Genomic DNA, 18,424 nt, shown 5'->3' on the forward strand with positions numbered 1-18,424 from the left:
CCGCGGACGGCAACGAGCTACGCGAAAACGACCGTCCGCCGCCCGTTCAGCAGAATCCTGCGCTCGGCATGCCACTTGACGGCCCGGGCCAACGCCTGGCACTCCACATCGCGCCCGATGGCGACCAGTTGGTCAGGCGTGACGTCATGCCCCACCCGCTCGACCTCCTGCTCGATGATCGGCCCCTCGTCAAGATCGGCGGTCACGTAGTGCGCGGTCGCCCCGATCAGCTTCACACCCCGGGCGTGCGCCTGGTGATACGGCTTCGCCCCCTTGAAGCTGGGCAGGAACGAGTGGTGGATGTTGATGATCCGCCCGCTGAGCTGCTTGCACAGGTCGTCGGAGAGGACCTGCATGTACCGGGCGAGGACGACCAGCTCGACGTCCTCCTCGCGGACGATCTCCAGCAGCCGGGCCTCGGCCTCCGCCTTGGTGTCCTTCGTCACCGGGATGTGGTGGAAGGGAATGTCGTAGGAGCCCACGAGCTCGGCGAAGTCGGTGTGGTTGGAGACCACCGCCGCGATCTCCACCGGCAGCGCGCCGATCCGGGCGCGGAACAGCAGGTCGTTCAGGCAGTGGCCGAACTTGCTGACCATCAGGATGATCCGCATCCTCTCGTCGGCCCGGTGGATCTGCCAGTCCATGTGGAAGGAGTCACCGATGGCCGCGAAGCTCGCCCGCAGCTTGTCCACGGTCACCGGCGCCTCCGCCGAGAAGTGGACGCGCATGAAGAACAGTCCCGTGTCGTGGTCGCCGAACTGCTGGCTGTCCTCGATGTTGCAGCCGGTCATGAAGAGGTAGCTCGACACGGCGTGCACGATGCCCTGCTTGTCGGGGCAGGACAGGATGAGGACGTACTGGTCGGCGGGGGCCGCCGCGGCTCGGGTGGACTGCTCACTCATGCAGGACAGGGTCTCATGACGGCCCGGGCCCGGCGGAACTCCGTCCGCAGGCCGGACCTGGCGGACCGGGCTTGCGCGGACCGGACCTGCGCGGACCGGGCCTTACGCGGACCGGGCCTTACGCGGACCTCGTCAGGATCCGCAGCACCTCGAGCGTGCGCGGGGGCGCATCCGGGTCCTCCCCGTCGGCCGCGGCCATGCGGACGTGCGCGTCGCGCGCCGCCCGTACCGCCTCCGGCCAGCCTGCGTGGTCGACGTACGCGGAGACCGGGGCGTCCGGCCCGACCTGGTGCATGATCCGCAGCACGCGCAGCACCGCGGTGTCGACGAGGGCCGCCTCCTGCGAGTCCCGGAAGATCGTGCCGACGTACTTCTCGGCGGACCAGTTGTCCAGCCAGGTGTCCTCGACCAGGCGGTACACGGCGTCGGTGACGTCCCCGTACCCGTCGACGCCGGCCAGCCAGACGTCCCGCTGGAACACAGGGTCGGAGAGCATGTGCAGCGCGGAGCGCACATTGCTGCGCCAGCGCCACCACGGCATGTCGTTGAGTGGCATGCCGCCCATGGTGGAGGAGCGACGGCCGCGACGGGAAGAGTTCTCCGAACCTTGTTGCACGGTCATCGATCGTACGTTCTCGGTCACGCGAGCCTCACAGACCCCCGCTATTCACCCGTACGTCACCTTTCGTTGACCGAGGAGCACTCTCAGGTTAGCGATGTGGCGGAATGGTGCGGAACCATGACCGGCAAGCGACGTTCGCGAGGAGCCTTCCTCCCCAGGTCCATCCGCTTCCCCAGGTCCGTCAGCGCAACCGTCCTGTCGGCGGCGGCCCTGGCGGCCTGTGCGTCGCTCACCGCCGGCTGTGGGGTCATCCCCGGAACCACGGGGGGTTCCGGGGACGATCCGATCGTCGTCATGACCTGGGCCCCCGAGGGAACGGCCGCCACGAACAAGCCCGGCATGCCCGCCTTCGCCCGCGCCTACGCCCGCTGGGTCAACGCCAACGGAGGCATCAACGGCCGCAAGCTGACGGTGCTGACCTGCAACGACCGCAACGAAACCGTGGACGCCGCGAAGTGCGCCCGGCGTGCGGTCAAGGAGGACGCGGTCGCCGTCGTCGGCTCCTACAGCCAGCACTCCGAGTCCTTCTTCCCGCAGCTGGAAGGCGCCGGCATCCCCTACATCGGCGGCTACGGCGTCACCAAGGCCGAGTTCACCAGCCCGCTGTCCTACCCCGTCAACGGCGGCCAGTCCACCCTGCTGGCCGGCCTCGGCAAGGAGCTCGCCACGGCCTGCGGTCCCGTCGCCCTCGTCCGCCCCGACACCATCGCCGGGGACACGCTGCCCCCCATGCTCAACGCCGGGCTCACGGCGGGCGGCCACAACGCCGCCAAGGACCAGCGGGCGGCCGAGGACGCCACCGAGTACTCGGCGCAGGCCGAGGCGGCCCTGGACCAGGCCACCGCCGACCCCGGCGAGAAGGGGTGCGTGGTCCCGGCGCTCGGCGACCGCACCAGCACCTTCATGGACTCCTTCCGCCGCACCCGCGACGACTACACCTCCGTCCGGACCGCCACCGTCCTCGGCAGCGTCGACCAGACGGTCATCAACTCCACCGGCGGCGCGTCCAGCCCGTACGAGGGGGCGTACGTCACCGGCTGGTACCCGGCGGCGAACGACTCGCGCTGGGCCGCGATGAAGAAGGTCATCAGCGAGCAGGCGTTCTCCGACACCCGGATCGACGCGACGGACCCGGGGGTGCAGACCACCTGGATCGCGTACAGCGTGTTCCGCCAGGCCGTGGAGTCGCTGGAGGACGGCGAGGTGACCGCCGACACCGTACGGGGCGCGCTGGACGACGGGCTGAAGGTCAGTACGGGCGGGCTCACGCCGAACCTGCGCTGGGAGTTCACCGACAAGCTCGCCTCCATCGGCCTGCCGCGCCTGGTCAACGCCAATGTGACCCTGCAGACCGTGAAGCAGGGCCGGCTCGTCGCCGCCAAGGAGGCGTTCGTCGACGTGACGAAGACCCTGGAGAACGCGGACGTCGACTGAGCCGCCCGCGCCCGCCGGCACCTACAACTGGGTCGGCTGCCGCTGCGTCAGCCCGTACGTCTTCGCGATCTCGTTCCACAGCTTCGCGGCCTGCGCCTTCTGGGTGCTGGCGGTGCCGCTCGCGCGGTTGCCGGCCTGTGTCTGCGCCGTGGTGCGGGCGGTGCCCTTCTTGCAGCTCTGCTTCTTGCTGGCGGCGACCTGGTCGGCCCAGGCCGCGTAGTGGTTGTCGGCGGACTCGGACGCCTCCCACGCCTTCGTCAGGGCGGTGGTCAGCGCGGCGTGGTCAGGGAGCCGGTCGACGGTCAGCCCCGACAGCTTGGTCACCAGGTCGTTGCGCTGCTTCGCCGCGTCCCGCAGGTCCGAGGCGGCCTGCGCGAGGTTGTTGCACGCCTTCACATCGGCCACCGCGCTGATCACACTGGCGCGGCTGCTGCCACTGTCCGCGAGCAGCTTGTCCAACGCGATCGCCTGCTGCTCGGCCGGGTCGGCGGACGCCGAGGCGGAACCCTCGGTCGCGGGGGCGGACGCGGCGACGGTCTTGTTCTCGCCGCCCTGGTCACTACCGCCCCCGCCGGCGAGCAGCGCCCCAGCGCCGACCCCGACGACGGCGAGCCCGACCCCGAGCGCCGCGAACAACGGCACACGCGATCCGGTACGACCTCCCCGGCCCCGCTCATGATCGTCGTCATCGCGCACACCGCGTCTGCCCCCGCCGGTGCCGGGCGGGGCGTAGGAGGGCCGGTCGCCGGAGTAGCCGGGCCCGGGACCGTAGCCGCCGTGCCCGACGCCCTCCGGCTCCGAGAACCGCGGCAACTGCTGCGTGGACGCGGCCGGCGCGTCACCCCCGGTCGCGCTCCGGAAGAGGTTCTCGAACCCCGCGGGCGGCTGCCGGTCCCCGCCGGGTCCGCCGGGTCCTCCGTACGGGCCCTGCCCGGTCACCGGCGGGATGTACTGCGTGGCCTCGGCGTCGGGGTTGGAAGCACCGGGGAGGGGGCCTGCGCCCGCGTGCGCCCCGGCGCCCGGGTGGGAGCCCGCGCCGGCGTACGCGCCCGAGCCCGGGAGGGAACCCGCGCCCGGCTGCCCGCCTGCGCCCGGAAGCGGACCAGCACCCGAAGGTGCTCCGGCGCCGGGGAGGGGGCCTGCGCCCGCGCTCGGAAGAGAGCTCGCGCCCGCGTGCGCGCCGGCGCCCGGAACGGAGCCCGCGCCGGGCATCGGCCCCGGCCCGCTCTGAGGCGCGCGGCCCAGGAAGTGGGTCGACTCCGACGGGGTCTCCGGCGGCAGGGCGCCCGGGCCGACCGGGGGGAGGTACTGCGTCGCGCCCTCGTCCGCGGGGGCGGCGGGGACGGGCGGTATGTACTGGGTGGCGCCGTCCTCCGCGGGGGCGGACTTGACCGGCGGTATGTACTGGGTCGCCCCCTCGTCCGCAGGGGCGGACGTGACCGGCGGTATGTACTGGGTCGCCCCCTCGTCCGCAGGGGCGGACGTGACCGGCGGTATGTACTGGGTCGCCCCCTCGTCGGCGGGCGGCGGCAGGGGTGCGGCCGGGGTGCCCTGACCGTACGTCGGGGCCGGGGCGCCCTCCGGGGGCAGCGGGCCCGGGCCCTGGCCGGACGGGGCGCCCCATGCGTCGGGGGCCGTCTGCTGTGGTGTGTCCCACTGCTGGTCCGCCGGGAGCGGCCAGCCCTGGTCCGGCTGCTGCTGGCCGGGGCCCCACGGCTGGCCCCAGGTCTGCCCGCCGGCGGGCGCGGACGCCTGCGGCGCCTGCTGCCCGTACTGCTGCGGGCCGTCGTAGGGGCTGTTCGCCATGCCCGGCAGCAGGGGCTCCCCGCCGTCGGAGGGCAGCACGATGCCTTCGCGCGCGGGCCGCGCCGAGGGCTCCTCGCCCTGTCCACTCTGCGTCACCGGGACTCCTACGAATGGGGGACCTTTCGGAATCGTCGGCTCACGCTACCGGGTCCCCGGAACCCCGTGCCACGCAGCTCAGGACGTGATCTCCCTCCCAGTGAGGTGTGTAACGGAACCGGAGCGCCGTGCGCTGTATCCGTCACGCCCCGCGCGACGTCGGGCAGTTCCCTGCCGTTCACGCCCCGGCGCCCCGTCCGTTCACGCGGCGGCCTGAAGATCCAGGCGCGCCCCGAACTCCCTGACCACCGGCTCTTCCCGGAACGGCTCCAGCCGCTGCTGGAGGTCCTCCAGGTACTCCGCGCCCCGGTTGGAGCGGAGCGTCTCCAGCAACTCCACCGCCTTCATGCCGGTGGCGCAGGCCTGTTCCACCTCGCGCTGCTGCACCTGGGCCGTGGCCAACAGCACATAACCGATGGCCCGCCGTCGCGCCCGGCTCTCCGGATGCCCGGCCAGCGACTGCTCCGCGCAGCGCGCCGCCGCCTCCGCCTGCCCCAGGTCGCGGTGGCAGTGCGCCAACTCGTCGGCGAGGTAGGCCTCGTCGAAGTGCGCGATCCACGCCGGGTCGTCACCGGAGGCCGGATCGGCCGCCTCCAGCGCCGCCTCCGCCTGCCCGGACGCCACCTGAGCCGCCCGTACGTCGCCCATGAGCGCGTGTCCGCGCGCCTCGGCGGCGTGGAACATCGCCTCCGCGCGCGGTGTCACGCGCCCCCGCGCCCCTTCCTGCGCCGCCCGCGCCAGTTGGGCGATCTCACGCGGGTTTCCGAGCTGGGCGGCGAGGTGGCTCATGGAGGCGGCGAGGATGTACCCGCCGTAGCCGCGGTCGCCGGCCGCCTGGGCGAGGCGCAGGGCCTGGATGTAGTAGCGCTGGGCGAGGCCGGGCTGTCCGGTGTCGACGGCCATGTAACCCGCCAGCTCGGTCAAACGGGCCACGGACGCGAAGAGTTCACGCCCCACCGCCTCCCGGTACGAGCCGGCGAGGAGACCCGAGACGACGCTGTTCAGGTAGTGCACGACGACCGGACGCACATGCCCGCTGCCGTACTGGTGGTCCAGGTCGACCAGCGCCTGGGTCATCGCCTTCACGGCCGCCACGTCGGACAGGCCCACCCGAGGACCCGCCGAGCGCGCCACCTGCGCGTCGGGCGAGGAGATCAGCCAGTCACGGCTCGGCTCGACCAGCGCCGAGGCGGCCACGGACGATCCCGAAAGGAAGTCCCGGCGGCCCACGTCACTGCGCCACAGCTCACAGACCTGCTCGATGGCCCCCAGTACCGTCGGCGAGAACTGGAGACCGACACCCGACGCGAGGTTCTTGCCGTTGGCCATGCCGATCTCGTCGATCGTGACCGTACGGCCGAGTTTGCGGCCCAAGGCCTCGGCGATGATCGCCGGGGCGCGTCCCCGCGGCTGCTGTCCGCGCAGCCAGCGGGCCACGGACGTCTTGTCGTAGCGCAGGTCGAGGCCGTGTTCGGCGCCGCACATGTTGACGCGGCGGGCGAGCCCGGCGTTCGAGCATCCCGCTTCCTGGATGAGCGCCTGCAGCCGTTCGTTCGGCTGCCGCGCGACGAGAGGCCTTGCGGCCATTGGCACTACCCCCTGTGGCTGCGGTGCCTTTCCCGCGCACCGAGTTGACGTGTCTTCCACCGAAAAGATCCGGCCGTGAAGATCAATGCCCCGCGGACACAGCGAAAATGCGAGGCATGCGAGGATTGCCGGGGTAAAGGCGGAAGCCGACCCCCAAGCGTGACTACCCGCTCCCGCGCTCATTCCTCCTGCGCGCCCCCACCCGTGCACCCATGCGCCCCGGACGGGGAATCGATGCTCCTCCCCCGCGCACGCGGGCGGGCGTAACCCCTGGTGACGCCCAGAGTTGTGTTCATCGTGGAAGAGACCATCGCGGGCACCGAAGCCACCCAAATCCCGAAGCAGCGCGGGGAATCGCTGCTGGAGACCGCTGTTCGCTACGCCGAGGAGCGTCACTGGGACGTCTTCCCCGGCACCTGGCTGGAAGCCGTCGAGGGGGTGCAGCGGTGCTCCTGCGGTGACGCGGCGTGCGGCGCGCCGGGTGCGCATCCGTCACGCCCCGACTGGGCGACCCAGGCGACGGGCAGCGCGACCGTCGCGCGGCGCATGTGGCAGAAGCAGCCGACCGCCTCGATCCTGCTGCCCACCGGGCGGACGTTCGACTCGATCTCCGTTCCGGAGACGGCGGGGTTTCTGGCGCTGGCGCGGATGGAGCGGATGGGGTTGACGCTGGGGCCTGTGACGTTGACGCCTGACCGCCGGATGCACTTCTTCGTGCTGCCGGGGGCGTCCGTGAAGGTGCCGGAGTTGGTCCGGAAGCTCGGCTGGTCCTTGGGGTCACTCGATCTCGTCGCGTTGGGTGAGGGCACGTATGTGGCGGCGCCGCCCACGCGGTTCGGGTCCCGGGGGGCTGTGCAGTGGGCCTGCCGGCCGACTGCCGCGAATCGGTGGCTGCCGGATGTGGAGGAGTTGATCTCGCCGCTTGCTTACGCGTGCGGCAGGGATCGTTAGGGGCGCGGAGCCGCACATCGAGCACAGCCCCGCGCCCCTTCGGGGCGCGTTTCCCCGCCGTAGGGTTCATTCATGACCTCCGAGGCAGTCACGGGTGCAGCCGCCGTACGTGTGCGTGGGCTCTGGAAGCGGTTCGGGCAGCAAGTTGCCGTTGCGGGGATCGATCTCGATCTGCCTGCCGGGAAGTTCATCGGGTTGGTCGGGCCCAACGGGGCCGGGAAGACCACCACGCTGTCGATGGTGACCGGGTTGCTGCGGCCCGATCAGGGGGCCGTGGAGGTCGTCGGGCACGACGTGTGGCGGGATCCGGTCGAGGTGAAGGCGCGGATCGGGGTGCTGCCGGAGGGGCTGCGGCTGTTCGAGCGGCTGTCGGGGCGTGAACTGCTCGGATACAGCGGGAGGTTGCGGGGACTGCCGGGGGCCGAGGTCGACAAGCGGGCCACGCAGCTGCTCGATGTCCTCGATCTGGCCGGCGCCCAGCACAAGCTCGTCGTCGACTACTCCACCGGCATGCGGAAGAAGATCGGTCTCGCTGCGGCGCTGCTGCACAATCCCGAAGTGCTCTTCCTCGACGAGCCGTTCGAGGGTGTGGATCCGGTGTCCGCGCAGACCATTCGCGGGGTGCTGGAGCGGTACACGGCCTCCGGTGCGACCGTCGTCTTCTCCTCCCACGTCATGGAGCTCGTCGAGTCGCTGTGCGACTGGGTGGCGGTGATGGCGGCGGGGCGGATCCGGGCCCACGGGCCCCTCGAGGAGGTGCGGGGGACCGCTCCCTCGCTGCAGCAGGCCTTCCTCGAACTCGTCGGCGCGCAGGGGCGGGACGCCGGCTCCGATCTCGACTGGCTGGGCGGCGGCGCCCGGTGACCGGCCTGACCTCCACCGTCGTACGGCTGAAGCTGTCGCTGTTGCGGAACGGACTGAGGCAGTCCGGGGGGCGGCGGGCCGCGTATGTGGCGTCCGCCGTCGCGACGTTGTTGTTCGCCGCGCTGCAGTTGGTCGGGCTGATCGCGCTGCGGGAGCATGAGCACGCTGCTTCGCTGGTGGTGCTGCTGGTCGCCGTGCTGGGGCTGGGGTGGGCCGTGATGCCGCTGTTCTTTCCCGGCGGGGACGAGACGCTGGACCCGACCCGGCTGGTGATGCTGCCGCTGCGGCCCCGGCCGCTGGTGCGGGCGCTGCTGCTGGCGTCGTTGGTGGGCATCGGACCGCTGTTCACGGTGCTGATGCTGGTGGGGTCGGTGATCGCCGTGGGGCACGGGGCGTTCGCGTACGGCGTCGCCGTGGTCGGCGTCGTGCTCGCACTGCTGGTGTGCGTGGCGCTCGCGCGGGCCGTCGCCGCCGCCAACATCCGGCTGCTGACCAGCCGTAAGGGACGCGATCTGGCGGTGCTGAGCGGGCTGGTCATCGCGATCGGGGCGCAGGTCGTCAACTTCGGGGCGCAGCGGCTCGGTTCGGCGGGGCTCGGGCAGCTCGATCCGGCGGCGGAGGTGCTGGCCTGGGTGCCGCCCGCGTCCGCGGTCGGCGCGGTGGACGCGGCGAGCGAGGGGGCGTACGGCGTCGCCGTCGCGCGCCTGGTGGTGAGCGCGGGGGCGCTCGCGCTGCTGGTGGCGCTGTGGGCACGGACTCTGACGCGGCTGATGACCGCGCCGGACGGCTCGACCCTCCAGGCCGCCGAGCCGACCGTACGGGACCGGCGGTCCTCGGCGGGGCTGCGGCGGCTGCTGCCGGGCGGCCGTACCGGCACGGTCATGGAACGCAGCCTGCGCTACGTCTGGCGCGATCCGAAGACCAAGGCGGCCTGGGTGACCTCGCTGGCGATCGGGCTGATCGTGCCCGTGTTCAACGCGTTGCAGGGCACTGGCTCGATCTACTTCGCCTGCTTCGCCGCCGGGATGCTCGGCATCCAGATGTACAACCAGTTCGGGCAGGACACGTCCGCGTTCTGGATGGTCGCGATGACGATCTCCTCCCGGCGGGACGCCTACGTCGAACTACGCGCGCGTGCCCTGGCCCTGCTGGCGATCACCCTGCCGTACGCGACGCTCGTGACCGTCCTGACGACGGCCCTGCTCGGCGACTGGGCGAAGCTGCCGGAGGCGCTCGGCCTGTCCTTCGCGCTGCTCGGCGCGATGCTGGCGACGGGTGCCTGGACCTCGGCCCGCTTTCCGTACTCCATCCCGCAGGAGGGGTACAAGAACGTCGCCCCCGGCCAGGTGGGGCTTGCCTGGATCGCGATCTTCGGCGGCATGGTCGCCGCCGCCCTGCTGTGCGCCCCCGTCATCGCCCTGACGATCTGGCTGAACGTCAGCGCGGGCGGCGAGAGCTGGACCTGGCTGCTGCTGCCGAGCGGGACGGCCTACGGGGCCGCGATCACCTGGCTCGGCCTACGGCTGGCGGCACCGCGGACAGCGGAGCGGCTCCCGGAGATCCTTACGGCGGTGAGCAAAGGCTGACGGGATCCTCTGGTGAGGGGTTACTGCACGCCCTCAGGGGCGCGAGGCTGTGTCGATATGCGGCTCCGCCGCGATGGGGTCCCCCCGCTCGAGCGAAGCCGAGAGTGGGGGAGCGAGCGACCACCCACAACCCGCACTGGCCTACGCAGCCGCAGCCACAGCCGCGCAGACGAGAAGGCGCCCTGCTCTCACTGTGTGAGCACCCCGTCCAGGAACGGTTCGATCGCCGCCCGCCAGGCCTCCGGCTGGTCGTAGTGGACGAGGTGGCCGGCGTCGGCCACCTCGGCATACTCACCGCGGGGGAGGACACGGACCATTTCCTGGGCCTCGGCGCGGCCCAGCTCGCCGTCGAGGCCGCGGACGACCAGGGTGGGGCACTGGACCTGGGCGAGTTCCTCCCAGTGGGCGTCGTAGACCCAGGTCTCGCGGGACTTCAGCATCTGCTCGGGTTCGAAGACGGGGCGCCAGCCGTCGGCGGACTCGTGCATCACCTCGGCGTAGAACTCGCCGCGGGCCGGGTTCGGGCGCTCCACCCAGGGGTCGTCCTCGCCGAACCACTTGCGGACGTCGGCGAGGGTGGCGAAGGGGAGGGGCCAGGACTTGAACCAGTCGGCCCACTCGCGCTGGGAGGCCGCGCCGAGCGCGGAGGCCCGCATGTCGCAGATGATCACGCCGGAGATCAGGTCGGGGCGCTTGGCGGCGAGCTGCCAGGCGGTCAGGGCGCCCATGGCGTGACCGATGAGGACGGCGGGGGCGAGGCCGAGCTGTTCGAGGGCGGCCTCGGCGTCCTCGACGTACGCCTCGCGGGTGAAGGCGGCCTGGGGAGGCTTGTGGCTCTGGCCGTGGCCGCGCTGGTCGAGGGCGATCGCGCGGTGGCGTTCGGAGAGCCAGCGGGCGGTGGACGCCCAGTGCGAGGCCCGTCCCATCAGACCGTGCAGTAACAGGACGCCGGTGGTGCGCTCCGGCAGATCGCCGGTCGTGCGCTCCGGGTCGGTCCTCGCGGCCCCCTCCCCCGCCGACTGGGACGGAATCAGGGGTTCCGACCCGTTGTCCGCCGGGTCGCCCTTCGGCGGGTCGCCGAACTCCCAGGCCGCCAGGCGTACGCCGCCCGCCCCGGCCACGTCGATGCGTCGCGCCATAGGTCCTGGCACCCCCCTAGCTCTGCTCGGACCCCTCGCTCCCGCTCGAGCCGGCCGGTCCGGTCACGCGTCGTGTCTGCCGTCGTACCGCTGTGCTGCCCACTGCTTTCACTCATCGCACGCCCTGCGTGAACCGTCACGGGCGGGCCTCGTCACACGCAGGCTATCGAATGCCTATTCGAAAATGCTCGTCTCCGCGAGCAACACCCCTCGTTCGAGTGACCACCCTGAAGGAATGATCGCCGCTGCTGAGGGGAGATCTTCAGCGGGAGGCGGACCGCTCGGGGAAACCGGTCCGAGGGGAATGACCCTGAGAGCTCGGGGCTCCGGGTCAGAACAGGGGAGGACAGGCCCCGGTGCCACACGGCACCGGGGCCCTCCTTTCGCCTGCGGCACAGCATCCCGCCCCCTCAGGTCATATGCCTCACGCGACAGGGTGGCACGCGAAGCGCCGGAGCGCTGCGATTCGGCACAGGGAATCCCCGATTCGACGACATCGACGGGTCGCCTCAACTGCCCCGGGGGCCCCAGGAGTTGAACAGTGCTCAACGTTTGACCGAGAGCTCGGACCGGCGTTCGACCGAGCGTCGGACTCAGCTCTCGGCTCGGCGCCAGACCCGGCTCTCGGCCCGGTGCCCGACTCGGCGCCCGGCTCAGCCCTTGGCTCAGCGCTTGGCGACGAACACGTGGGACGCGACGTCCGCCTCCAGCTCGGCCGCCTCGCCGCCGCTGCCGACCAGCACACCGCCGGCCGACTCCGTCACGCTCACCACCGAACCGGGCTGCACGCCCGCCCGGCGCAGCGTGTACATCAGCTGCGCGTCCGTCTGGATCGGCTCGCCGATACGGCGTACGACGACCGTCTTGCCCTCCAGGCCCGGGTCGAGGTCGGCGAGCGAGACCATGCCCTCGTCCAGGAAGGGGTCGGCGCCGTCCTTCTCACCCAGCTCCTCCAGGCCCGGGATCGGATTGCCGTACGGCGACTCGGTGGGGTGCCGGAGCAGCTCGAGCACGCGGCGCTCGACGGCCTCGCTCATCACGTGCTCCCAGCGGCAGGCCTCGGCGTGGACCTGCTCCCACTCCAGGCCGATCACGTCGACGAGGAGACACTCGGCGAGGCGGTGCTTGCGCATCACGCGCGTGGCCAGTCGGCGGCCCTCGTCCGTGAGCTCCAGGTGCCGGTCGCTGGCCACCGAGACCAGGCCGTCGCGCTCCATGCGGGCCACCGTCTGGCTGACCGTCGGCCCGCTCTGGTCGAGCCGCTCGGCGATCCGGGCACGCATGGGGACCACACCTTCCTCCTCCAGCTCGAGGATGGTGCGGAGATACATCTCCGTAGTGTCGATCAGTCCGGACATACATGCCCCTCGATGAGATGTGCCGAAGGCTCGACGGCTCTCCGGCGCGTGCGCTGGCCCTGGCTTCAATTCTGCCGGATACCACTGACAAGCGTGCCGCGCCGTTGAAACGAGGCGGTTACGTCAGAGGGCGTGATCCTGGTGACGATCCCGGGAGCCCGCCGCCAGGCCGCCGCCGAGGCGCTGTCGCACCCGGCCGCAGGACACCGCCGGGCGGCATGTCGCACCGTATTGACAGCGAACTGGTCCAGACCGCACCGTGATCCGCGACACGAACATGGACACGGACACCGGACACCGGACACGCCAAAGGGGCCCTTCGGATGAGCGACCGCACGCCCGCCGCCCAGTTCTTCGACGCCGCGATCGGCCTGCTGCACCGGGTCCGCGACGAGGAGGCCGAGGCCGTCGAGGCCGCGGGCACTCTCCTCGCCGACACCGTGGCGTCCGGCGGGCGCCTCTTCGCCTTCGGCGCCGGCCACTCCTCGCTGGCCGCGCAGGACGTCGTCTACCGGGCCGGCGGCCTGGCGCTGATGAACCTTCTCGCCGTGCCCGGCGTCGTCGGCGTCGACGTCATGCCCGCCACCCTCGGCTCCGCCCTGGAGCGCGTCGACGGCCTGGCCGCCGCCGTCCTGGACACCTCCCCCCTCCGGGCGGGCGACGCCCTCGTGATCATCTCCCTGTCCGGCCGCAACGCCCTGCCCGTGGAGATGGCCCTCAACGCCCGCGCCCGTGGGGTGAAGGTCATCGGCGTCACGTCGGTCGCGTACGCGGCGCAGACGACGTCCCGGCACGTGTCGGGGACGTTCCTCAAGGATCACTGCGATGTCGTCCTGGACTCCAAGATCGCCGTCGGCGACGCCGAACTGACCCTCGACACCGTCCCCGCCCCCTTCGCCCCCGCTTCCACCGTCGTCACCGCAGCCCTCCTCCAGGCCGTCATGGCCACCACCGCCGCCTCCCTCGCCGACCGCGGCATCGAGCCGCCACTGCTGCGCTCCGGCAACGTGGACGGGGGGCACGAGTGGAACGGGCGGATCATGGAGGAGTACGGGGACCGGATCTTTTACCGGCACTGAGGCAGTGGGCCACTGAGCCGGTGGGCCACTGAGCCGGTGGGCTACTGAGCCGCTGATCCGCTGGGACGCCGGTCCGCTGGGTCCGCTGGTCCGCCGCCACACGCGCGTGAGGCCTCCCCGCCCCCTCGCGAGCGCCCCGTACGGTGCCGTGTCAGGCGCCCGCGTGAGGCCTCCCCGCCCCCTCGCGAGCGCCCCGTACGGTGCCGTGTCAGGCGCCCCCGCCGCCCCCGGGCGGCCCCGCCAGGTCCAGGGCTGCCGCTATGCGGACGGCGACGTCCTCGGCGTACGTCGCGTCGGAGCGTTCGAAGGCGGTGCGGGCCGCGCCGCGGAGGAAGGTGACGACCCCGAGGGTGCGGCCGCGGCTGCGGAGGACCGCGCACAGGGCGTGGACGGTGTCCTCGGGCCACTGGCGGGCGCGAGCCCACTCGCGGGCCTGGTCCGGGGCCACCGTGCCGGCGGAGGCGCGCACGGAGCCGGCGCGGGCCACGCACTGCAGCGCCGGATGGCCCTCGGCGTAGCGCACGGGCAGGCCCGCGTGGCCGGTGAGGGCGCTGGGGCCGGGGCCGCCGGACGGGGTGGCCGCGACCCGCGCCAGCCGGGGCGGCCCGGTGGTCTCCCCGTCGGCCGTCGGAGCGCCCGCCACACGGTCGATCACGGCGTGGTCGGCGAAACCGGCCAGCGCGAAGTCGAGGTGGACGGTGGCCGCCTCCGCCGGGTCCTCGCACTCGGCTGCCGCACGGGACGCGCGGTGCAGCTGGTTGGCGCGGAAGCGCAGCAGCGCGGCCTCCTGCTCGCCCTGCTTGGCCTCCGTGACGTCCTGGAACAGCCAGCCGACCCCCAGCGGCACCGGCTCCTCCGCCAGCGGCGAGGCCAGCCGCAGGAACCCGCTGCGCCAGCAGCGCCGCTTCTCGCCCTCCGGGGTGCGCACCCCGACCCACATCTCGGCGGGGGCCGGCGGAGCACCCTCCGCGAGGACGTGCGTCAGCGCGTTCTCCAGCTCCTCGACGCCGCGGGTGAGCAGCTCGCCCAGCGGGCGGCCCAGGACAGCCGTACGGCCCGTGCCGAGCGCGCGGGCGGCGTGCGCGTTGACCACGGCGGGCCGCAGGTCGGCGTCGACGAGGACGACGCCCCAGGAGGCGTCCTCGAACAGGGCCTCACTGAGCGCGATGGAGCGCTCCAGGTCGATCTGGGCGTGCACCTCGCTGAACGCGCAGTACAGGCCGGCGGGCCTGCCGTCGGGGCCGCGGACGGCGGCGGACTGGGTGCGCACGAGGACCCGGCCGCCGTCCTTGGTCACCAGTGCGAACTCGTGCACCTGCCGGCCCGGCGCGCGCATGGCGGACATCAGGCGGCCCTCGACCTCCTCGGCATCCGCCTCACGCACCGCCCATCCGGCGAAGCCGCGCCGGCCGACGGCCTCCTCGGCACTCCAGCCGAGGATGCGCTCGGCCTCACGGTTCCAGTGGGTGACGACACCGTCGGCGTCGAAGGCGCACAGGGCCGCGTCCATCCCGTCGAGCAGCGCGGCGAGCAGGTCCGAGCCGTCCGGGCCCACCGGGCCGGCCCGCTCGGGCTCGTCCGGACCCAGCTCGTCGGTGGTCCCACTACGCCGGGAAGCACTCACCTGAACCCCCTGCAGGTTCGCTCACTTGCCCTTATTCAACTCGAACGTGACGCAGCCCACATATGGTTCCCGCAAGATTGCAGAGGAATCGTTGCAGCGCCTACGGAGTGGGGCACGCGGCGGCCAGCCGCAGGTCGACCCAGAGATCGCTCTCGCCGTCCAGCACGTACCGCTCGGTCTCCACGAAGCCACGCGCCTCCGCGAACCGCAGGCCGTCCTCGTTGACGGCCAGCACGCACGTCTCGACCGCCCGCGCGCCCAGCACACGCGCGTGCGCGAGACCGCGCTCGTACAGGGCGGTGCCGTGGCCGCGGCGGCGGTACGCGGGCAGCACGCGCGCGATGACCGTCGCCACCGCCTCCTCACCCTCCGGCGGCCGCACGGTGGTGCAGCCGACGAGGACATCACCGACGTAGGCGTTCTCCAAGTGGTAGCGGGCCGCACGCGCGCGTACCTCGTCGAGGGACATCGCGGCCGGCGGCACGATCGTGTTGTGGACGTACCGCCACTGTTCGAGCATGGCGTCGCCGGCGACGGGCTCTGTACGAAGATCAGTCACGGGCAGCAGGCAAGCGTGCCCCCGCGCGCGCGTCAACGGAATTCGGGGCCGACGCGTCACCTCTGCGCGCGTACACCTCGATCTCGATCCTCATCCGCGGATCGGCGAGCCCGCACACCATCATCGTCGCCGCCGGCCGCACCTCCCCGAAGCGCCGGCGCAGCACCGGCCAGCAGGGCTCGAAGTCGTCCCGGTCGGGCAGCAGATACCGCACCCGTACGACGTCGGCGAACCCGCACCCCGCCTCCGCGAGCGCGGCACCGATGTTCCGCAGACACTGCTCGGCCTGCTCGACCACATCGTCCGAGATGGTCATCGTCGCGTAGTCGTAGCCGGTCGTCCCCGACACATGCACCCAGTCACCGTCGACGACGGCCCGGGCGTAGCCGATCCGTTCCTCGAACAGGGAGCCGCTGAGGATGGCACGTCGCTCGGTCATGGCCGGAACGGTAGGTGAGCAGGGAAGATACGTCCAATACGCGAAGACGCCGCCACTGATACCTCTGGAGATATGAACCGCCCGGAACTCCCCCTCCCCCAACTGCACGCCTTCGTCGTCCTCGCCGAGGAGCTCCACTTCGGCCGCACCGCCGACCGCCTCGGCATCGCCCAGCCGCCCCTGAGCCAGCAGATCCGCCGCCTGGAGGACAAGGTCGGCCACCCCCTGTTCACCCGTGCTCCGGGCGGGGTCACCCTCACGCCCGCCGGACACGCGCTCCTGCCCGCCGCCCGGCGCGCCCTCACCGGCCTCGCCGACGGCCTGGCCGCGGCCCGCGCCGCCGGCGACGGCCACACCGGCCGACTACGCGTCGGATTCGCCGCATCGCTCGCCCTGACCGTGCTGCCGGACCTCCTGCGCACCCACCGCGACCGCTTCCCCGGCGTCCACCTGGACCTCCTCGAGATGACGACCGGCCCCCAACTGACCGCGCTGCGCGAGGGCGCCATCGACGTAGGCCTCCTACGGGAACCGCCGCCGGAGGACCCCGACCTCACCTTCACCCCCCTCCTGACCGAACCCTTCGTAGCGGTCCTCCCGGCCACCCACCCCCTGGCCGCAGGAACCACGGTCCCCCTGGCCGACCTCGCGAACACCCCCTTCATCCTCCTCCCCCGCGAAGCCGGCCCCGGCCTCCACGACCGCATCACCACCCTGTGCACCACAGCCGGCTTCACCCCGCAGGTCACCCAGGAAGCCGTCGAGTGGATGACGGTCTGCGCCTTGGTCGAGGCCGGCCTGGGCGTCTCCCTCGCCCCGGCGGGCATCCGCCGCACCCGCCTGGAGGGCGTCACCTTCCGCCCCGTGGACCCGCCGACGGCCCGTACGACGGTGGCGGTGGCGCGACGGACGGAGGACCGGAATCCGCTGGTGGGGCACCTGCTGGCGACGGCCACGGGGCACGAGGCCAGACGGCACGATGCCGGACCGGACGATGCCGGACCGGACGATGTCAGACCCTCGTGACAGAGTCCCTCCATGGAGACGGACGAGTTCTGGCACACCTGCTGAGGAGAGGGCCCGCACCCGCTCCGCCAGGCACGGCCGGCGAGGACCGCATGGGGGCGTCATGAGACGCTGCCGACATGGACGGACCGTCTGACGATCAGGCCCGCCGAAGGTTTCTGGCAACGATCCACGTCGGTGACGTCTGCCATGGGACGGCCACAGAGGTCACACGTCACGGGGTGACAGTGACCCTGGACGGATTTCCCACGCGCCCGTTGGGAACGGTCGGCCCCTTGGACCGGTCATGGGGTCGGCACCCGGCTGCGGCTGTGGAGGTCGGCTCGCGGATCACCGCCGAGGTGATCGCCGTCGACGTGGACGAAGGCCGGGTCCAGTTGTCGACGGCCGCCACCGAGAACCCGGAGCTCTGGGCCTTCCTCGCATCACTGCGACGCACGGACATCCTCACGGGCGCCATCGCGGCGATCGAACGGTTCGGCGTGTTCGTGGCCCTGGACGACGGCCCCGACCACCCGGTCTTCCCCGGGGTCGGATTCATCACGTTCCCCGAACTGTCCTGGCGGCGCTTCGAAGCAGCTTCGGACGTCGTCCAGGTCGGCCGGCGCGTCTCGTGCGAGTTCCTCCAGTTCGACACCTGGAACGGAGAAGCCAGACTCTCCCTCCGAGCAACCCAGCCGGACCCCTTCCCGGCATTCGCCGACGACACCGCGGTGGGCCGGACGCTCCACGGAAAGGTCACCAAGCTGGTCCCCTTCGGCGTCTTCGTCCAGGTCGCCGACGGGATCGAGGGCCTGGTCCCGCTCCGAGAGCTCACAGGGACGCCCGTGGACGCGCCGGAAGAGGTCGTCCAGGTCGGTGACGAGGTCACCGTCGTCGTTACCGAAATCGACCGGGAGCGCCGCAGGATGACCCTCTCGCGGCGACAGACCTCACCCGAGCACCACGTCATGCCCAACAAAGGATCTCTGCGAAGCTCGGGGTTGAGGCAACGGGAGGGATCAGTGGGAATCGAGCTGGAACTGCACTCGGGGCGGCCCGCACGCGGACGGTCGTCCCGGGACACCTTGGTGCGAGGGTCCTACCAGCACGGCGAAACGTTGGCACGAGCACTGAGCACGCTCGATCGGCACAGCGCGGGCAAGCTCGGCTGGATAGATCCATACGGCGACACGCTGTTCAACGAGCAAGAAGCCCAAGCCGCCCTCCAGGAAGTCGCCGCCCTGGCACAACAATGCACTGACGAACACCAGAAAGCGGCTCTGCTTGACCTCGCCGAGCTGCTTGAGGCGTGTGCGGCAACGCCGGGCAGTTACCTGTGGTTCATCGGCGACTAGGGCGTGTGTCGGAGT

At 71.9% G+C, this 18,424-nt stretch carries 16 protein-coding genes; 7 read left to right on the forward strand and 9 right to left on the reverse strand.

Annotated elements, in window-relative coordinates; genetic code table 11:
- Positions 1–17 precede the first annotated feature (17 nt).
- Together purU and IE263_RS12120 are read right to left on the reverse strand one after the other, a co-directional pair.
- Positions 18–902, reverse strand: a complete 885-nt coding sequence (purU, locus tag IE263_RS12115) for a formyltetrahydrofolate deformylase (RefSeq protein ID WP_189935251.1) — start codon at positions 900–902, stop codon at positions 18–20.
- Positions 903–1,020: 118 nt separating this feature from the next.
- Positions 1,021–1,524 carry an SCO4402 family protein gene (locus tag IE263_RS12120; RefSeq protein WP_189935253.1) on the reverse strand — a complete coding sequence of 168 codons (504 nt, stop codon included), beginning with the start codon at positions 1,522–1,524 and terminating at the stop codon, positions 1,021–1,023.
- 117 nt (positions 1,525–1,641) lie between these two features.
- On the opposite strand from IE263_RS12120, the gene IE263_RS12125 reads away from it, so the two are divergent.
- Positions 1,642–2,958: an ABC transporter substrate-binding protein gene (locus tag IE263_RS12125; protein WP_189935255.1), complete on the forward strand. Its 1,317-nt coding sequence runs from the start codon at positions 1,642–1,644 to the stop codon at positions 2,956–2,958.
- A gap of 21 nt (positions 2,959–2,979) precedes the next feature.
- On the opposite strand, the gene IE263_RS12130 is transcribed toward IE263_RS12125, so the two are convergent.
- Together IE263_RS12130 and IE263_RS12135 are read right to left on the reverse strand one after the other, a co-directional pair.
- Positions 2,980–4,860: a hypothetical protein gene (locus IE263_RS12130; protein WP_189935257.1), complete on the reverse strand. Its 1,881-nt coding sequence runs from the start codon at positions 4,858–4,860 to the stop codon at positions 2,980–2,982.
- A 201-nt stretch (positions 4,861–5,061) separates the two neighbouring features.
- Complete coding sequence (locus IE263_RS12135; RefSeq protein WP_189935259.1) at positions 5,062–6,447, reverse strand: NsdA family TPR-like regulatory protein; 1,386 nt, start codon at positions 6,445–6,447, stop codon at positions 5,062–5,064.
- Between the two features lie 288 nt (positions 6,448–6,735).
- On the opposite strand from IE263_RS12135, the gene IE263_RS12140 reads away from it, so the two are divergent.
- From IE263_RS12140 to IE263_RS12150, 3 genes are all read left to right on the forward strand, one after another.
- Complete coding sequence (locus IE263_RS12140) at positions 6,736–7,398, forward strand: bifunctional DNA primase/polymerase (protein WP_189935261.1); 663 nt, start codon at positions 6,736–6,738, stop codon at positions 7,396–7,398.
- Positions 7,399–7,470: 72 nt separating this feature from the next.
- A complete protein-coding gene (locus IE263_RS12145; RefSeq protein WP_189935263.1) occupies positions 7,471–8,262 on the forward strand; it encodes an ABC transporter ATP-binding protein in 792 nt (263 codons plus the stop codon).
- Entirely contained in the window at positions 8,259–9,848 is a 1,590-nt protein-coding gene (locus IE263_RS12150) for a transporter (RefSeq protein ID WP_229910924.1), read from the forward strand. Before IE263_RS12145 ends, IE263_RS12150 begins: the two co-directional genes overlap by 4 nt.
- A gap of 188 nt (positions 9,849–10,036) precedes the next feature.
- On the opposite strand, the gene IE263_RS12155 is transcribed toward IE263_RS12150, so the two are convergent.
- Both IE263_RS12155 and IE263_RS12160 read right to left on the reverse strand, forming a co-directional pair.
- On the reverse strand, positions 10,037–10,987 hold the full coding sequence (locus tag IE263_RS12155; RefSeq protein WP_189935265.1) for an alpha/beta fold hydrolase: 951 nt from the start codon (positions 10,985–10,987) through the stop codon (positions 10,037–10,039).
- 665 nt (positions 10,988–11,652) lie between these two features.
- Positions 11,653–12,345, reverse strand: coding sequence for an iron-dependent transcriptional repressor DtxR (locus tag IE263_RS12160; RefSeq protein WP_067020955.1), 693 nt, complete (start codon positions 12,343–12,345; stop codon positions 11,653–11,655).
- Between the two features lie 323 nt (positions 12,346–12,668).
- Here IE263_RS12160 and IE263_RS12165 point away from each other — a divergent pair, with 323 nt between their 5' ends.
- Positions 12,669–13,424 (forward strand): SIS domain-containing protein, encoded by a 756-nt coding sequence (locus IE263_RS12165; protein ID WP_189935267.1) that lies wholly within the window; start codon positions 12,669–12,671, stop codon positions 13,422–13,424.
- 208 nt (positions 13,425–13,632) lie between these two features.
- Here the strand turns inward: IE263_RS12165 and IE263_RS12170 are convergent, their stop codons facing one another.
- The 3 genes from IE263_RS12170 to IE263_RS12180 form a co-directional block, all read right to left on the reverse strand.
- Positions 13,633–15,048 (reverse strand): PAS domain-containing protein, encoded by a 1,416-nt coding sequence (locus tag IE263_RS12170; protein WP_189935269.1) that lies wholly within the window; start codon positions 15,046–15,048, stop codon positions 13,633–13,635.
- A gap of 100 nt (positions 15,049–15,148) precedes the next feature.
- Positions 15,149–15,607, reverse strand: a complete 459-nt coding sequence (locus IE263_RS12175) for a GNAT family N-acetyltransferase (RefSeq protein ID WP_229910925.1) — start codon at positions 15,605–15,607, stop codon at positions 15,149–15,151.
- Positions 15,600–16,046 carry a RidA family protein gene (locus IE263_RS12180; protein ID WP_189935272.1) on the reverse strand — a complete coding sequence of 149 codons (447 nt, stop codon included), beginning with the start codon at positions 16,044–16,046 and terminating at the stop codon, positions 15,600–15,602. The genes IE263_RS12175 and IE263_RS12180 overlap by 8 nt, the downstream gene beginning before the upstream one ends.
- Before the next feature lie 72 nt (positions 16,047–16,118).
- On the opposite strand from IE263_RS12180, the gene IE263_RS12185 reads away from it, so the two are divergent.
- Together IE263_RS12185 and IE263_RS49705 are read left to right on the forward strand one after the other, a co-directional pair.
- Complete coding sequence (locus tag IE263_RS12185; protein ID WP_189935273.1) at positions 16,119–17,072, forward strand: LysR family transcriptional regulator; 954 nt, start codon at positions 16,119–16,121, stop codon at positions 17,070–17,072.
- 119 nt (positions 17,073–17,191) lie between these two features.
- Positions 17,192–18,409 carry a S1 RNA-binding domain-containing protein gene (locus tag IE263_RS49705; RefSeq protein WP_373311952.1) on the forward strand — a complete coding sequence of 406 codons (1,218 nt, stop codon included), beginning with the start codon at positions 17,192–17,194 and terminating at the stop codon, positions 18,407–18,409.
- Positions 18,410–18,424: the final 15 nt, after the last annotated feature.

Origin of the sequence: Streptomyces aurantiogriseus (genome assembly GCF_014649375.1) — a bacterium.
Taxonomy (GTDB): Bacteria; Actinomycetota; Actinomycetes; order Streptomycetales; family Streptomycetaceae; genus Streptomyces; species Streptomyces aurantiogriseus.

Coding starts and splice junctions, on each gene's coding strand:
- IE263_RS12165 (WP_189935267.1), top strand. CDS start 12,669: ATGAGCGACCGCACGCCCGCCGCCCAGTTCTTCGACGCCGCGATCGGC.
- IE263_RS12180 (WP_189935272.1), bottom strand. CDS start 16,046: ATGACCGAGCGACGTGCCATCCTCAGCGGCTCCCTGTTCGAGGAACGG.
- IE263_RS12160 (WP_067020955.1), bottom strand. CDS start 12,345: ATGTCCGGACTGATCGACACTACGGAGATGTATCTCCGCACCATCCTC.
- IE263_RS12125 (WP_189935255.1), top strand. CDS start 1,642: ATGACCGGCAAGCGACGTTCGCGAGGAGCCTTCCTCCCCAGGTCCATC.
- IE263_RS12120 (WP_189935253.1), bottom strand. CDS start 1,524: ATGACCGTGCAACAAGGTTCGGAGAACTCTTCCCGTCGCGGCCGTCGC.
- IE263_RS12155 (WP_189935265.1), bottom strand. CDS start 10,987: ATGGCGCGACGCATCGACGTGGCCGGGGCGGGCGGCGTACGCCTGGCG.
- IE263_RS12145 (WP_189935263.1), top strand. CDS start 7,471: ATGACCTCCGAGGCAGTCACGGGTGCAGCCGCCGTACGTGTGCGTGGG.
- IE263_RS12135 (WP_189935259.1), bottom strand. CDS start 6,447: ATGGCCGCAAGGCCTCTCGTCGCGCGGCAGCCGAACGAACGGCTGCAG.
- purU (WP_189935251.1), bottom strand. CDS start 902: ATGAGTGAGCAGTCCACCCGAGCCGCGGCGGCCCCCGCCGACCAGTAC.
- IE263_RS12185 (WP_189935273.1), top strand. CDS start 16,119: ATGAACCGCCCGGAACTCCCCCTCCCCCAACTGCACGCCTTCGTCGTC.
- IE263_RS49705 (WP_373311952.1), top strand. CDS start 17,192: ATGGACGGACCGTCTGACGATCAGGCCCGCCGAAGGTTTCTGGCAACG.